The sequence below is a fragment of the Sphingomonas sp. GW822-FHT03G08 genome, assembly GCF_058801135.1.
In genome coordinates this window covers 672788-688096 of sequence record NZ_JBXAMZ010000001.1, presented here as the reverse complement: position 1 = coordinate 688096, position 15309 = coordinate 672788, and the positions used below count along the sequence as shown (strand labels likewise).

Sequence of the window (15309 nt, the reverse complement as noted above, 5' to 3'; positions counted from 1 at the left end):
TCGGTTCCCCGGCGAAAGCCGGGGCCCAGGGTCAAGCAGGACATCGCGAAGTAACCCTGGGCCCCGGCTTTCGCCGGGGAACAGTTGACTCAATGATGTGTCTTACTGCCCACCCTCCGGACCACGGGCGAGATCCTCGCTCGTGGTGCCGTCCGGCGTGGCTTCGCCGATGGTCGGGCCGTCACCCAGCTCCGCCTCGGCATCGCCTTCGCTTTCTTCGATCCGCGCGGCGGAAACGACATGCTCGTTGTCCGCCACGTTGAACAGGCGCACGCCCGCCGATCCGCGGCCGATCACGCGCAGGTCGCCCAGCGACATGCGGATCATCTTGGCCTGGTCGGTGACCAGCATCAGCTGGTGCCCCTTGCTCGCCGGGAAGCTCGCCACCACCGGGCCGTTACGGCCGATATTGTCGATGTTGGTGATGCCCTGGCCGCCACGGCCGGTACGCCGATACTCATAGGCCGAGCTCAGCTTGCCATAGCCATTGGCGCAAACGGTGAGGATGAACTGCTCGCGGTCCTTGAGCTCGTCGAAGCGCTCGGGCGCCAGATCGGGCTGGCCTTCCTTCTCGGCCTTCCACGGCGCGAAGCGGAGATAGGTCTCGCGCTCCTCGCTGGTGGTGCCGACGCGGTGGAGGATCGACAGCGAGATGACCTCGTCGCCCTCGGCCAGCTTCATGCCGCGCACGCCGGTGGAGTTGCGGCTCTGGAATTCGCGGACGTCATCGGCGGCGAAGCGGATCGCCCGGCCCTGGCGGGTGGCGAGCAGCACGTCGTCGCCTTCCTCCAGCAGCGCCACGCCGATCAGGCGATCGTCAGCGTCCTCGCCTTCGAACTTCATCGCGATCTTGCCGTTCGAGGGCACGTTGTTGAACGCGTCCATCGCATTGCGGCGTGCCGAGCCCTTGGCGGTGGCGAACATCACATGGAGGTTCGCCCACTCGCTCTCGTCCTCGGGGAGCGGGAGCACGGTGGAGATGGTCTCGCCAGCCGCGAGCGGCAGGATGTTGATCATCGGCCGTCCGCGGGTGGCCGGGCCGCCCTCGGGCAGCTTCCAGACCTTCATGCGATAGACCTTGCCGAGGGTCGAGAAGAACAGCACCGGGGTGTGCGTCGAAGTGACGAACAGCTCGGTGACGGCATCCTCGTCCTTGGTCGCCATGCCGGCGCGGCCCTTGCCGCCGCGGTTCTGGGCGCGGAAGCTGTCCAGGCTGGTGCGCTTGATATAGCCCTGCACGGTCACGGTGACGACCATGTCCTCGCGCTCGATCAGGTCCTCGTCCTCGATGCCGTCGGCGGCGGGGGCGATCTCGGTGCGGCGCGGGGTGGCATAAAGGGCGCGGACCGTGGTCAGCTCCTCGACCATCACTTCATAGAGCTTGGCGCGGTTGCCTAGGATCTCGAGCAGCTCGGCGATCGAGTCGGCCAGTTCCTTTAGCTCGTCGCCGATCTCGTCACGGCCGAGCGCGGTCAGGCGATGCAGGCGCAGATCGAGGATCGCGCGGACCTGAGCGTCCGACAGGCGATAGATGTCGCCGGTGACTTCGGTTTCGACTGCCTCGACCAGCTTGATGTACTGGGCGATCTCCGCGATCGGCCATTCGCGCGCGAGCAGCTTGTCGCGTGCGTCCGCCGGGCTCGACGAACCGCGGATGATCTTAACCACCTCATCGAGGTTGGTGACCGCGATCACCAGGCCGAGCAAGATGTGCGCGCGCTCGCGGGCCTTGGCCAGCTCGAACTTCGAGCGGCGGGTGATGACCTCCTCGCGGAACTTGACGAAGGCCTCGATGATGTCCTGCAGGTTGAGCAGTTCCGGGCGGCCGCCGCGGATCGCGAGCATATTGGCCGGGAAGCTCGACTGGGCAGGGGTGTTCCGCCAGACTTGGTTGAGAACGACCTCGGGGGTCGCATCGCGCTTGAGGTCGATGACGATGCGGACGCCTTCGCGCGACGATTCGTCGCGGATGTCGCTCACGCCTTCGATGCGCTTGTCCTTGGCGGCCTCGGCGATCTTCTCGACCAGTGCGTTCTTGCCCTGCTGGTACGGGATCTCGGTGAGCACGATCGAGCGGCGATCGCCGCGCTGCTCGAACTCGTGGCGCGAACGGACCATGATCGAGCCGCGGCCGGTCGAATAGGCGTTGCGGCAGCCGGTGCGGCCGAGGATCAGCGCGCCGGTCGGGAAGTCCGGACCGGGGACGATTTCCATCAGCTCCTCGAGCGTCAGCACCTCGCGCTGGCCGAGCATCGCCTTGATGTGCTCGAGGCAGGCGTCGATCACTTCGCCGAGATTGTGTGGCGGGATATTGGTCGCCATGCCGACCGCGATGCCGCCGGCACCGTTGACCAGCAGATTGGGGAAGCGCGCGGGGAGGACCGCCGGCTCGCTCTCCGACCCGTCATAATTCGGAACGAAGTCGACCGTGTCCTTCTCGATATCGTCGAGCAGCGCCGAGGCGACCTTGGCAAGGCGCGCCTCCGTGTAACGCATCGCGGCGGGCGGATCGGGATCCATCGAGCCGAAATTGCCCTGGCCGTCGATCAGCGGCACCCGCATCGCCCAGTCCTGGGCCATGCGCGCCATCGCGTCATAGATCGAGCTGTCGCCGTGCGGGTGGTACTTACCCATCACGTCACCGACCAGGCGGGCCGACTTGCGATAGGCGCGGCCGGCGACATAGCCGCCTTCCTGCGCGGCGTAGAGGATGCGGCGGTGGACGGGCTTCAGGCCATCGCGAACGTCGGGGAGCGCGCGCGCCACGATCACGCTCATCGCGTAATCGAGGTAGCTCGTCTTCATTTCATCGACGATCGAGATCGGCGTGATGTCGGAGGGGTCTTCGGCGAGGATGGTCTCGTCGGTCAAAGTGTTCACCGCTTTCGGGTTCTTGAGTGTGACCTACGGCTCTAGCGGTGCCGATGCATCCTGCCAACCCCGCCCGCGCGCGTGCGCGTACGCGTGAGAAACCGGTGGATAACTTCATTGGGCGGGGGATTGACTCTAAATCTACCTAGGTAGATTTATTGCGTATGGTCCGAAATCGAGCGCTTTCACCCGCTGCCCGCAACGTCCTCGCCATCCTGCTCGATGCCGGGGCGGACTGGTCGCATGGCTATTCGCTGGGGCGGGCCGCCGGGATCAAATCGGGCACGCTCTATCCGCTGCTGATCCGGCTGGAGGAGAAAGGGCATCTGGAGGCGCAATGGCAGCCGCCGAGCGAGTCCGGGCGCCCGGCGCGTCATGCCTATCGCTTGACTGCGGAAGGGCGGGCCTTCGCTATCGAACTGCTGCGCGATGGTGCGCCCGGTCTGGCGGAGAACCGGGCATGATCCGGCCGCTGGCGACCGCATTGGCCGATCTCGCCGCGGCGCTGCTCCCGGCGCGGCTGAGCCACTGGGGCGAGGCGATGCGCCGGGAAACGGCGGAGATTGAGCAGTCGGGCGAAGCGTTGCGCTTTGCCCTTGGTTGCCTCTGGGGCGCTGCTGGCGAAGCGTTGCTAGTTCACATGGGAGAGGGGCGGATGACGGCGAGGCGATTGATAGGGCTCTGCGCGATTGGCGCGACCGGACTTGGCATCGGCTATATGATGATCGGCGGGGCGCCGCTTGGGTATCCGCTCCGCAATCTGACGGCGCTGGCGATCGGTTTCCTGGCGGTCGGGATCGTCACCCATCTGCCGCAGACTCGCTGGCTGGGCACCGGCCCCGTGGTGCTCGCGCTCGGGCTGGTGCTCCTTGCGACCACTCTGGTCGGCGTTTCCCATGACGGGGCGACACGCTGGGTATCGATCGGAGGGCTGGGCATCCAGCCGAGCCTGATTCTCGTCCCGGTGCTGGTGATCGGCTTTGCGCGCGTACGGGATCGACTGTCCGGCCTCGGCGTAGTGGCCGCGACACTCGCGCTGGCCCTGCAGCCCGACCGTGCCATGGCCGGGGCGCTGGCGGCCGGACTGGCCGCGCTGGCGTTGGTCCGGCCCGAGCGAAATGTCCTTGTGGCATTGTCCGTGGTCATGATCGGCTTTGTCGCCGCGATGCTGCAGCCCGACGTCCAGCCGGCGATGCCCTATGTCGATCAGATCCTTTTCACGGCATTCTACCTCCATCCGCTTGCCGGCATGATGGTGCTCGCGGGATCGGCGCTTCTGCTGGTGCCGGCGCTCGCGGGGTGGCGGCGTGATCCCGGCTTAGCGGCATTTGGCGGAGTATGGCTGGCAATCATCCTGGCGGCGGCCATGGGCAATTATCCGACGCCGCTCGTCGGCTATGGCGGCAGTGCCATTGTCGGCTACCTGCTGTGCCTTGCCGGCCTGTCCGGAGTTCTGGGTGCCGCCGATCCGGTAGCGCGCAAGGCCAGGCGCGGTATGGGACGGGAGGTGTTGCGCACCAACGTCGCATGAGAGAGGCCGGTGGCGGGGCGGGAGGAGGTGCACCCCGCCACCGGGTCCGGGACCGCGCGTACTACCGGTACGCTACGCGGAAGCGCGGTCCTTAATGGGTTGTGCCGGTGTGCGGCAGGCGGATGACATACTGGCCGCTGGCCTCGATGCCGGTGGTGTCGTCCTCGACATCGCTGCCGACCAGCTTGCCGAGATTGGCGAGCGCGCCGACCATGCCGAAACCTGCCGAGAAAGGGCGACCGCGCGCATCACGGCGCGGCTTGGGGCGAGCGTTGCGCGCTTCGCGGCGGCGGGGTGGGGGCGCCATGCGGGCCATCCGCTCGGCGACCGAGGCGGCGTCGCCGGTCCGGCCGAATTCGCGCCACACCACCTGGAAGCCCTCGGGTACTTCGCTCCACTCGCCACCGTCCGGGCGGATCAGGTCGCAGCCGCAATGGTGGCAGGTTGCGAAATCGAGGCCCTGGTTGTGGTGATGGGTCGTGCCGGCGGTGTGGCCCATCATGTTGCAGCGGATACTCATCTCAATGCACTCCCTTGGACTTGGTGCCGCGCGTCCGCAGCCGGAATTCGGCCAGGGCGCGGAAATGCTCGTCGTCACTTTCGAGCGCGAGCGCGGGGTTCCAGATTTCGAAGCTGTCTCCGGCGCCGACGAACAACGCCAGATCGTCGATGCGGCCGAGATGGCGCATCGCCGCGGGGATGCGAAGGCCCTTGCCTTCGCGCTTCATCCGCTCGGAAAGGCCGAAAGTGCCGCGCATGCGTTGATAGTGGCTGCGGGCTTCCTCGCCCCGGGCTTCCTCCGCCAGCCGGCGGCGCTCGGCGCGCTCGGCAAGGGTGGCGAGATGCTCGCGGCCATAGCCGACCAGGCAGCTGTCGCCCTGATGCTTGGCGACGATGATCTCGGGGCTGGTTTCGGGGGTGAGGGCGGCTTCGAGAAAGGCCGGGATGGCGACGTTTCCGTCCGCATCGACCTCGCAAAGTTCGCTACCATGGTAAAGAGCGTTCATGGGTTTCGACTCGTCAGAAAACAGGGTTTTCATGCTGGTAAGTCACTGAAACCTCATCGGGTTTCTCTGCTTGCCTTATAGTTGCCATAATAACGCCCAATTCTGATCCGCCGATGAACCGTTCTGTTCCATCGACGAAATGTTTACTGCCATTAACTATGTTCTGAACCAGCCCGGCGCGGGCTTCCATTCAGGAGAGCACCCGTCCGAGTCCGCGCGTAGGGAAGAATCCTGAGCCCAAACGCTTGAAAATTGTGGAAAACGCTCCCCACGGGTAGCGCCACGGAGGGCGGCCCCCTAATATCGGGCGATGCATTCCGGCTTCGTTCCGCTTCGGGTCTTCTCGTCCTTCACCATGCTGGAGGGCGCGATCGAACCCAAGGCGATCCCCAAGCGGGCGAAGGAACTCGGTTTTCCGGCGATCGCGGTGGCCGATCGCAACGGCCTCTATGCCTCGATGAGCTTCGGCGATGCGGCGATGAAGTCGGGCATCCAGCCGATCATCGGCACGCTGCTCGCGGTCAAACGCCCGAACATGCCCGACGGAGTCGCGGCGCCGATCGACTGGCTGGCGCTCTATGCGCAGGACGATGCCGGCTATCTCAACCTGTGCGACCTCGTCTCGATGGCGCATCTCGATCGCCCGCTCGAGGAAGAGGCGCATATCCCCTTCGACGCGCTCGAAGGGCGAACCGACGGCCTGATCTGCCTGACCGCGGGGCGCGAGGGTGCGCTGGCGCGGCTCTATGCCGAGCAGCAGGACAGCGCGGCTGCCTATTATGCCAGCCGACTCGAGTCGCTGTTCGGCGACCGGCTCTATATCGAGATCGTCCGGCGCCTGGACGAGATCGAGGGCAGGGCGGAGCCCAGGCTGCTCGATCTGGCCTATGACCGGAACCTGCCGCTGGTCGCCACCAACCCAAGCTGCTTCGCCGAGCCGACCTTCCACGAAGCGCATGATGCGATGCTGTGCATCGCCAACAGCTCATACATCGCGACCGACGATCGCCCGCGTTCCTCGCCCGACGCCTGGATCAAGCCGGCGAACGAGATGAAAAGCCTGTTCTCGGACCTGCCCGAGGCCATCGCGAATACGCTCGTCATCGCCCAGCGCTGCGCCTGTACCGCGCCCAAGCGCAAGCCGATCCTGCCCAGCCTTGCCGGCGACCGTGAGGGCGAGGCCCAGGCATTGCGCGATCTCAGCTGGCAGGGGTTGGAAAAGCGCTTTGAGAAGGCCGGGATCACCGATCCGGAAGAACGCAAAGCGTATAACGAACGGCTCCAGTTCGAGCTCGACATCATCATCCAGATGGGCTTCCCGGGCTATTTCCTGATCGTTGCCGACTTCATCCAATGGGCGAAGGCGCACGACATTCCGGTGGGGCCGGGCCGTGGTTCGGGCGCAGGCTCGGCGGTCGCCTGGGCGCTGACCATCACCGATCTCGACCCGCTCAAGCTCGGCCTGCTCTTCGAGCGCTTCCTGAACCCGGAACGCGTCTCGATGCCCGACTTCGACATCGACTTCTGCGAAACAAGGCGTGGCGAAGTGATCCGCTACGTCCAGCAGAAATACGGCGCCGATCACGTCGCGCAGATCATCACCTTCGGTACGATGAAGGCGCGCGCGGTGGTCAAGAACGTCGGCCGCGTGCTGCAGATGAGCTATGGCCAGATCGACCGGCTGGCCAAGCAGATTCCGAACCACCCGACCGATCCCTGGACGCTCGAGCGCACGCTGAACGGCGTCGGCGAGTTCCTGGCCGAGTATAACAACCACAAAGAGATCAAGTACCTCGTCGATCTCTCGATGCGGCTGGAGGGTCTGCCGAGCCACTCGTCGACGCACGCCGCCGGCGTGGTGATCGGCGATCGCCCGCTGTCGCAGCTGGTCCCGCTCTACCGCGATCCGCGCTCGGACATGCCGGTGACTCAGTTCGACATGAAATATGTCGAAGGCGCGGGCCTGGTGAAGTTCGACTTTCTCGGCCTCAAGACGCTGTCGGTGCTCAAGAAGGCGGTCGAGCTGCTCGCCGATCGCGGGCTCGACGTGGATCTCGATGCGCTGCCCTGGGACGATACCGAAGTCTATGACCTGCTCCAGCGCGGCGACACGGTGGGCGTGTTCCAGCTGGAATCGGAAGGCATGCGGCGCACGCTGACCGCGGTGCGTCCGACGAACTTCGGCGACATCATCGCGCTCGTGTCGCTCTACCGCCCGGGCCCGATGGACAACATCCCGAGCTTCGGCCACCGCAAGGCCGGGCGCGAGGAGATCATCTATCCGCACGACCTGCTCGAGCCGATCCTGAACGAGACCTACGGGATTTTCGTCTATCAGGAGCAGGTGATGCAGGCCGCCCAGATCCTGGCCGGCTATTCGCTCGGTGGCGCAGACATGTTGCGTCGCGCGATGGGCAAGAAGATCAAGGCGGAGATGGATGCCCAGCGCGAGACCTTCGTGAAGGGCTGCGCCGAGCATAACGGCATCAAGCCGGCCAAGGCCAACGAGCTGTTCGACTTGATCGACAAGTTTGCCGGCTACGGCTTCAACAAGTCGCACGCGGCCGCATACGCGCTGCTCGCCTATCAGACGGCGTGGCTCAAGGCGCATCATCCGCACGAATTCTTCGCCGCGTCGATGGCGTACGACATCCACCAGACCGACAAGCTGGCGATCTTCGTCGATGACATGAAGCGGCTCGGGATCAGCTACCTGTCACCCGACATCAATCGCAGCCAGGCCGATTTCTTCGTCGAGAAGACCGAGGAGGGGCTGGCGGTCCGCTATGCGCTCGGCGCGCTCAAGGGCGTGGGCGAAGGCGCGATGGAAGAGCTGGTGCGCGATCGCGAGGAGCGCGGGGTCTACAAGTCGCTCGACGACTTCGCGCTGCGCACCAATCCGCAGCTGATCAACAAGCGGCAGCTCGAAACCCTGGCTGCCTCGGGCGCTTTCGATTCGATCAACGACAATCGGGCCGGCGTCTATGGCGCGGCTGAGCTCATCATGGCGGTCTGCCAGCGCTCGCATGGGGAGCGGAACAGCTTCCAGGCGTCCTTCGATATGCTCACCAAGCCTGCCGGCGACGAGATCCGCGTTGCCGATGATGTCTATTGGTCGACCTCCGACCGGACCGGGTATGAGCGGGAAGCCTTTGGCTTCTATTTCCAGGCGCATCCGCTCGATCGTTTCCAGCACCTCGCCAGGACTTTCGGCGCGATCGATATCGTGTCGCTGAACGAGGTGGACGTGCCGCCCGGCACGCGCGTGGGCGCCACGCTTGCGGTGCTGGTCGAGGATTGCCGTCCCCGCACCTCGGCGCGCGGCAATCGCTACGTGATGGCGTCGATCTCGGACAAGTCGGCCCAGACCATCGCCAGCTGCTTCGAGGACAGCGCCGTCCCCGATCTCGAGCGCTGCGCCCGCGAAGGCGGTTGCGCGGTGCTGACGGTGGAGCTCGACAAGCGCGCCGGCGAAGATACGCCGCGCGTTTCGATCAAGCGCGTCCAGAGCATCGAGAGCCTTGCCAACACGGCAAGGCTGGTGCTCGACGTGACCATCGACGATGTTCATGCGGTCGCGATCCTCGCGGGCATCATCAGCGATCAGCGTGGCGGGCGCGGCGAAGTCGTCGTGCATGTCGGCATTCCGGGCGGCACGGCGGATATCGTGCTGGGCCGCGACTTCCGGCTTGATGGCGAACTGCGCCAGAAGATCGAGAATGTCCCTGGCATCCGCTGGGCAACGCTGAAGAGCGCGGCGGCGAAGCTGGCCGAGGCGGCTTAGCCCTGAAACGCCCCTCCCTTCCAGGGAGGGGAATTGGCTGACGGAGGGGCGAAACCCTTCCTTACACGCCCCGCTCTCGACACCCGCGCCATCCGCAGGTTACGCTATCGAAAAATCGGTATGGAGAGCCAGGATGCTGGGTGGAATGCAGGATTTCGAGCTGCGCGTTACCACGCTGCTCGATCACGCCGCGCGCGAGCATTGGGGGCGGGAGATTGTCACCCGCTGGGCCGACGGCAGCGAGACGCGGACCACCTGGGCCGGCATCGCCCGTGACAGCCGCAAGCTCGCCCAGGCACTGGAACGGCTCGGGGTGAAGAGGGGCGACCGCGTCGCCACGCTGGCGATGAACCATGGCCGCCACCTCGTCGCCTGGTATGGCACCGCCGGCATGGGCGGGCTGATCCATACGATCAATCCGCGCCTGTTCGAGGACCAGCTCGCCTTCATCGCCAACCATGCCGAGGACAAGGTGTTGTTCTACGACCGCGCCTTCGCGCCTTTGGTCGAGAAGCTGAAGCCGCAATGGACGACGATCGAGCATTATTACTGCTTCGACAGCGACGGGCCGGACGGCTTCGAGGCGCTGCTCGCGGCCGAGGACGGCAATTACGACTGGGTGAAGGGCGACGAGCGCGAGCCCTGCATGATCTGCTATACCAGCGGCACAACCGGCAATCCCAAGGGCGTGGTCTATACCCACCGCTCCAGCGTGATCCATGCGATCGCCGAGATGCAGCCCGACGTGTTCGACCTGTCGGCGCGGGCCGTGGCGATGCCGATCGTGCCGATGTTCCACGCGGTCGGCTGGGGCCTGCCCTGGGCCGGCGCGGCTGCCGGGATCAAGTTCGTCTTCTCGGCGGTCAACGACCCGCTGGTGCTGTGCGACCTGATGAACCGCGAGAAGGTGACCCACACCGCCGGCGTGCCCACCGTCTGGTTCGCGATGTTCCAGCATATGGACGCGACCGGCGAGGAACCGAAGCACCTCAAGATCGTGACCATCGGCGGATCGGCCGCGCCGCGCGCGATGATCGAGCGGCTGATGAAGATGGGCATCCGCGTCAATCACGCCTGGGGCATGACCGAGACCTCGCCTATCGGCACGATGGGTGCGCCTTCGTGGAACTGGGACGATCTCAGCTTCGAGGAGCAGGTCGACCAGGTCTGCAAGCAGGGCAAGGTGCCGTACGGCGTCGAGCTGCGCGTGGTCGATGACGAGGGCAATGTGCAGCCGCGCGACGGCAAGAGCTCGGGCCGGCTCCAGGTGCGCGGTCCGTGGATCGTCGAGCGCTATTTCAAGGCGGATGAATCCGCGGTCGATCCCGATAACTGGTTCGACACCGGCGACGTCTCTGTGCTGCATCCGGACGGCACCATGCAGATCACCGATCGCGCCAAGGACGTCATCAAGTCCGGCGGCGAGTGGATCAGCTCTGTCGACCTGGAGAATGCGGCGGTCGGCTGCGCGGGTGTGGCGGAGGCGGCGGCGATCGGGGTCTATCACCCGAAATGGGAGGAGCGGCCGATCCTGCTGGTCGTCCGCAAGCCGGGCAGCGACGTGACCGCCGAGCAGGTGCAGGCGCATCTCGCGAGCCAGGTGGCCAAATGGTGGCTGCCCGACGAGGTCCATTTCGTCGAGGGCCTGCCGCACACCGCCACCGGAAAGCTGCTCAAGACCGCGATCCGGGCGCATTACAAGGACTTCAAGCTGGCGGCCGCCTGATTTCGGGTGACTCCTTCCATCTGGTGTGGTGTAATAATAACACACCAGGGTGGAGGGACTTGTGAAGCGTAAGATCCTGCTGGGCATGGCGGGCGCCCTGATGTTGCTCGCGGCCCCTGCGGTTGCGAAACCGGCTATGTATCCGGTCGCCACGACCAGGGCGGATTTCGACGCGACGCTTACCCGCCAGAGGGATGGCAGCTGGGTTCTCGACTATCGCTTCCGCCGCAAGGCCCCGGCATGGTTTTTCCTGCGCTCCTTCCCCAAGCTCGACGGCGCTTCTTGGCGGCTCGACAGCTGGACGGTGGAGACGCCGGGCGTGCGGTTGGAGCGGCAAGGCAATTACGATGTGCTCGCCGCCGGCAAGGGGATGCTGCAGCGCGTCCGCATCCGGATCAGGCCCTATGGCCAGTCGCTCAAGGCCGACTACACGCCGTACCTGCTGTTCTCGGACGGTGGCGTTGCCGTCTATGACGCGCATTACGGGCTGGTGCCGCTCAAGGCGGCGGCCGATGCCGCGGCGCTGCCCTCGGACCTCAACGACCTGAAGATCGAGAACCCGCGCGGCACGCTGGCCATCGCCAATCCGGGCGGGACTTTGCTCTACAAGGGCATGACGACCCCGGACCAGGCACGAGGCGATTTCGAAGGGGCGGGCGCCTATGCCTATTCGGGCCCGGCCCGGCCGATTGAGACTGCGGCGTTTGCCGGTATCCTCGATCCCGGCCTGCCGGCATGGATCCGCACCGAGCTCAACGATTTCACCCCGCGCCTGTTCGCGCTCTATCGCGACCGGCTCGGGCCCAATGCTTCCGGCCGACCGATGGCGCTGGTTGCCTGGGGCGGCGCGGACATGCCTGGCCAGTCCTATGGCGGCAGCGTACTTGAAGGTACCGTGGTGATGCGGATCAGCGGGACGAAGACGGCGGATTCCTCGCCCGCTGGCCTGTCCAGGCTGCGCTGGTTCATCGGCCATGAAAGCGCGCATTTCTGGATGGGGCAGACAGTCAGCTATGAGCGCCGCGCTGATGCCTGGATCACCGAAGGCACGGCCGATGTGCTGGCAATCCGCGCGCTCCAGCAGCTGGTGCCCGGCTATGATGCGCGCGGGGAACTGCAGCGCGAAGTCGACGATTGCATCAAGAACAATGGCCCCGGACTACCGCTGTCGGGTGCTTCGGCACGGGGCGACATGCGCACCAACTATGCCTGCGGGGCTACGCTGCTGCTCGCGGCGGAAGCGGCGGCGCGGAAGCGCGATCCCAATGCCGATGCCTTCACCTGGATCCGCGGGCTGATCGATGCCAATCGGGCGGATGGGAAGGTCGATCAGGCCGACTGGCTGGCGGCCTTCGCGGCGGCGAGCGATCCGGCGTTGACCGCAAAGGTCCGCGAGTCTCTCGACAAGGGCGTGGACGATCCTGCCGCCTTCCTGGCCGGGCTGTTCGAAGCGACGGGTGTCGCCTTCACCCGCAAGGACGGACGGCTGATCTTGTCCTGACCTCCTCCCCGGGGGGCGGGGAGGAGGCTGGATCGTTACATCCCGGCAAAGGCGGCGGTGACTTCACCCGCCTTCGCGTCCTTGAAGCGGGCGCAGTTGCGGATGCCTTCGACCGCGCGATCGAGCGACAAGGTGCTGCCGCCCTCCGCCCGCAGCTTGGCATCGACCGTGTCGGCCGCGGCAAGGCTGCACTGCGACTTGAACATCTGTGCCGAGCGGCCCGAGAAGATGCCGCCGCCGCCGGTGAGCTTCGCGAACTCGTCGAAATGGGCGAGCATATAGTCGAGCGCGGCATCGCGGGTGTCGGCATCGTTCATGAAGGTCGCCGCCGCGAACAGCCGCTCGCGCGGGGTGTAGCGCGCGTCGCTGAACTCGGTGAAATACCATTTCGCGACATCGGCGTTGCCCGAGGAGGCGATCGCGCGGAACGCGGCCTGGCGCAGGCCCGGCGTCTTGCCGGCCAGTGCCGTCTCCGCAAGCGTCCTGGCGAAGGGCACGCCGCGATCCTGCACCGTCACCGCCAGCGCGAGCGGCGCGTAATCGCTGTCGAGCGCCTTGGCGTCGCCCGCCAGCCAGGCATCGGCGGCAGCGCTCAGCTTCGCGCGGAGCGCTGCGTCATGGCCGTTATCGGCGACGAAACCGACCAGCTGCTCGCGCAGTTCGGCGGTGTCGGCATTGTCGCCCTCATGCGCGCCGGCCTTGGGGTCGAAGCCGATCCTGGCGAGCATTGGGCCGTAGATGTCGACGAACAGCTTGCGATAGGCGGGCTGGGCAGCCGCCCCGATCAGCCCGCGCTCGCGCAGGCCGGCGAGGCGGGTGCCGTTGTCGAGCTGCATCTTGGTCTTGGGATGGGCGGCCATCGAGCGGGCGAGGGAGACCAGTTGCGCGGTCTTCGCCTTGCCGGCATAGAAGCTGGCCCAAAGGCTGTCGTCGAGCGCCAGCGCCTCGCCGGTCGGCAGCGTCGGTGCAGCGGTGATCAGGGAATCCCAGTCCGCCGGGTCCAGATCGAAGCGATAATAGCCCCAGCCGCCGGCATTGGGCACCAGCGTGCCGGTGCCATTGGCGACGATCGGCGCGCTCGGCTTGTCGAGCAGGGTACAGTTCTTGGTCTCGCCCTGGCGGACGCAGACCGGCACGATCCACTGCTCGGCGGGCGCATTGGTGCCGAAATAGGCGAAGCGCTGCTGGCTGGCGGTGAGGATGCCGTTCTGGCGGTGGAAGGTGACCACCGGCACGCCCTGCTGGTCGACGAAGCTCTTGAGCGACGCGAGCACGCGCGGGTCATGCGCGGCATCGGCGAGCGAGCCGAAGAACTGCTCGGTGCTGGCATTGCCGTACTTGTAGCGCGACATGTGGAGGCGGACGCCAGCCTTGAACTTGTCGTCGCCCATATAGGCAGCGATCATGCCGACGACCTGGCCGCCCTTGCCATAGGTGATCTGGTCGAACGCCGCGTCGATATCGGCGTCATTGGTGATCTTCTGGTGGATCGGCCGGCCGGCGACGAGCGCATCGAGGTCCATCGCGTCGAAGCCCTCGGAAATGGCATCGACGCCGATGTCGAGGTCCGGGCGCCATTCATTGCCGATCCGGTAGCCCATCCAGTTGGCGAAGCTCTCGTTCAGCCAGATATCGTCCCACCAGGCCGGCGTGACGAGATCGCCGAACCACTGGTGCGACAGCTCGTGCGCCACGACCATGCCGAAGGTCTGCTTGCGCGAAGTGGCGTCGCTCTCGTCGACGAACAGGATGCCGTCGCCATAGATGTCGGCGCCCGCATTCTCCATCGCGCCCGGCATCACCGGCGAGCCGATCTGGTCGAGCTTGGGGAAGGGGAAGGGCTGGCCGAAATACTTCTCCAGCAGCGCGACGATCGGGCCCGAATTGTCGAGCGCGAACTGCATCTCGTCCTTGTAGGGCTTGGTGCCGACGATGCGCAGCGGCAGCGGGGTCTTGCGCTGGGGCGTCGGCGCGACCTTGGTGCCCACGGTCTCGAACGGGCCGACGACGAAGGCGACCAGATAGGTCGGCAGCGGCTTGGTGGCGATGAAGCGATGCTTGACCAGCTCGCCCACCTTGGTTGCCTTGCCCGTCTCCGGTGCATTGGTCAGCGCGACGAAGCCCGGCTTGGTGGTGAGCGATACGGTGAAGGGTGTCTTGAACCCCGGCTCGTCAAAGCCCGGGAAGGCCGCGCGGGCATCGATCGACTCGAACTGGGTCCAGCTGTACCACTCGCCTGCCACGTTGATGCGATAGGGCCCCGAGGCGCCACCGCCGAACGCCGCGTCATAATCGAACTTCAGCGTGATCTTGCCCGGCTGCACGGTCTTGCCGAAATCGATCTGGGCAAGGCCATAGGGGCTCTTCTGAGTGAAGGTGAACGGCACTTCCCGGCCGCCGACCAGCGCCACCGCCTTGGTGACGTTCAGGTTGCGCCCGTGCATCCAGACTGTCTGCGCTGCCTTATTCAGCTTCACATCGATCTCGGTATGGCCGCTGAAGCGCGGCTTTTCCGGAATGATGGTGAGGTCGAGCCGATAGGCGAGGGGCGTTACCGTGTCCGGCAGCTTGCCGGTAGGCTGGGCGTCCTGGGCATAGGCGATGGCGGGAAGCGTGAGAGCGAAAGCAAAGGCAAGCGCGCGCATGGAGTATCCTTGTGGTCTGGCGATGGCCTAGGCCTGCGGCCGAAGCAGCGCAATCGGCGTGTTAGGTAGTTTCGGCTACTGTATGTTTCCGTAATGTGTCAGTGTGCGAAACAGGGATATTGTCCCTTCAGATCTTCGGATCTCCGGGCGGCGTTGGATCCCTCTTTCCGCCGTCCGGTCTTATCCTTCTCAGGCCACCCATTGCGGTGGCCATTTTTTTATCCGCTCGTTCCCGAGAAGATCG

Annotated in this window: 9 protein-coding genes; 5 read left to right on the top strand and 4 right to left on the bottom strand. The window is 65.7% G+C overall.

The annotated features are described in order from the left end of the window. Positions 1 to 102: 102 nt before the first annotated feature. Positions 103 to 2871, bottom strand: a complete 2769-nt coding sequence (gene gyrA / locus AC1RJ5_RS03000; RefSeq protein WP_493114624.1) for a DNA gyrase subunit A — start codon at positions 2869 to 2871, stop codon at positions 103 to 105. Positions 2872 to 3035: 164 nt separating this feature from the next. Here gyrA and AC1RJ5_RS02995 point away from each other — a divergent pair, with 164 nt between their 5' ends. Both AC1RJ5_RS02995 and AC1RJ5_RS02990 read left to right on the top strand, forming a co-directional pair. Beyond that, a complete protein-coding gene (locus tag AC1RJ5_RS02995; RefSeq protein WP_493111621.1) occupies positions 3036 to 3335 on the top strand; it encodes a PadR family transcriptional regulator in 300 nt (99 codons plus the stop codon). Further along, entirely contained in the window at positions 3332 to 4402 is a 1071-nt protein-coding gene (locus tag AC1RJ5_RS02990) for an FtsW/RodA/SpoVE family cell cycle protein (protein WP_493111619.1), read from the top strand. The genes AC1RJ5_RS02995 and AC1RJ5_RS02990 overlap by 4 nt, the downstream gene beginning before the upstream one ends. 91 nt (positions 4403 to 4493) lie before the next feature. Here AC1RJ5_RS02990 and AC1RJ5_RS02985 read toward each other — a convergent pair whose 3' ends face one another. Both AC1RJ5_RS02985 and AC1RJ5_RS02980 read right to left on the bottom strand, forming a co-directional pair. Then, a complete protein-coding gene (locus tag AC1RJ5_RS02985) occupies positions 4494 to 4922 on the bottom strand; it encodes a hypothetical protein (protein WP_269575171.1) in 429 nt (142 codons plus the stop codon). A 1-nt stretch (position 4923) separates the two neighbouring features. Next, positions 4924 to 5409, bottom strand: coding sequence for a hypothetical protein (locus AC1RJ5_RS02980; protein WP_493111617.1), 486 nt, complete (start codon positions 5407 to 5409; stop codon positions 4924 to 4926). Positions 5410 to 5719: 310 nt separating this feature from the next. On the opposite strand from AC1RJ5_RS02980, the gene dnaE reads away from it, so the two are divergent. The 3 genes from dnaE (at position 5720) to AC1RJ5_RS02965 (ending at position 12420) form a co-directional block, all read left to right on the top strand. Further along, positions 5720 to 9193, top strand: a complete 3474-nt coding sequence (gene dnaE, locus AC1RJ5_RS02975) for a DNA polymerase III subunit alpha (protein ID WP_269575173.1) — start codon at positions 5720 to 5722, stop codon at positions 9191 to 9193. Between the two features lie 133 nt (positions 9194 to 9326). Continuing rightward, positions 9327 to 10919: a long-chain fatty acid--CoA ligase gene (locus tag AC1RJ5_RS02970; RefSeq protein WP_493111615.1), complete on the top strand. Its 1593-nt coding sequence runs from the start codon at positions 9327 to 9329 to the stop codon at positions 10917 to 10919. Positions 10920 to 10980: 61 nt separating this feature from the next. Beyond that, positions 10981 to 12420 carry a hypothetical protein gene (locus AC1RJ5_RS02965; protein ID WP_493111613.1) on the top strand — a complete coding sequence of 480 codons (1440 nt, stop codon included), beginning with the start codon at positions 10981 to 10983 and terminating at the stop codon, positions 12418 to 12420. A gap of 35 nt (positions 12421 to 12455) precedes the next feature. On the opposite strand, the gene AC1RJ5_RS02960 is transcribed toward AC1RJ5_RS02965, so the two are convergent. Further along, complete coding sequence (locus tag AC1RJ5_RS02960; RefSeq protein WP_342251052.1) at positions 12456 to 15065, bottom strand: M1 family metallopeptidase; 2610 nt, start codon at positions 15063 to 15065, stop codon at positions 12456 to 12458. Positions 15066 to 15309: the final 244 nt, after the last annotated feature.

Excerpts from the sequence above, each read along its gene's own strand:
- dnaE (WP_269575173.1), top strand. The coding sequence starts at position 5,720 with ATGCATTCCGGCTTCGTTCCGCTTCGGGTCTTCTCGTCCTTCACCATG.
- AC1RJ5_RS02980 (WP_493111617.1), bottom strand. The coding sequence starts at position 5,409 with ATGAACGCTCTTTACCATGGTAGCGAACTTTGCGAGGTCGATGCGGAC.
- AC1RJ5_RS02985 (WP_269575171.1), bottom strand. The coding sequence starts at position 4,922 with ATGAGTATCCGCTGCAACATGATGGGCCACACCGCCGGCACGACCCAT.
- AC1RJ5_RS02970 (WP_493111615.1), top strand. The coding sequence starts at position 9,327 with ATGCTGGGTGGAATGCAGGATTTCGAGCTGCGCGTTACCACGCTGCTC.
- AC1RJ5_RS02990 (WP_493111619.1), top strand. The coding sequence starts at position 3,332 with ATGATCCGGCCGCTGGCGACCGCATTGGCCGATCTCGCCGCGGCGCTG.
- AC1RJ5_RS02995 (WP_493111621.1), top strand. The coding sequence starts at position 3,036 with ATGGTCCGAAATCGAGCGCTTTCACCCGCTGCCCGCAACGTCCTCGCC.
- AC1RJ5_RS02960 (WP_342251052.1), bottom strand. The coding sequence starts at position 15,065 with ATGCGCGCGCTTGCCTTTGCTTTCGCTCTCACGCTTCCCGCCATCGCC.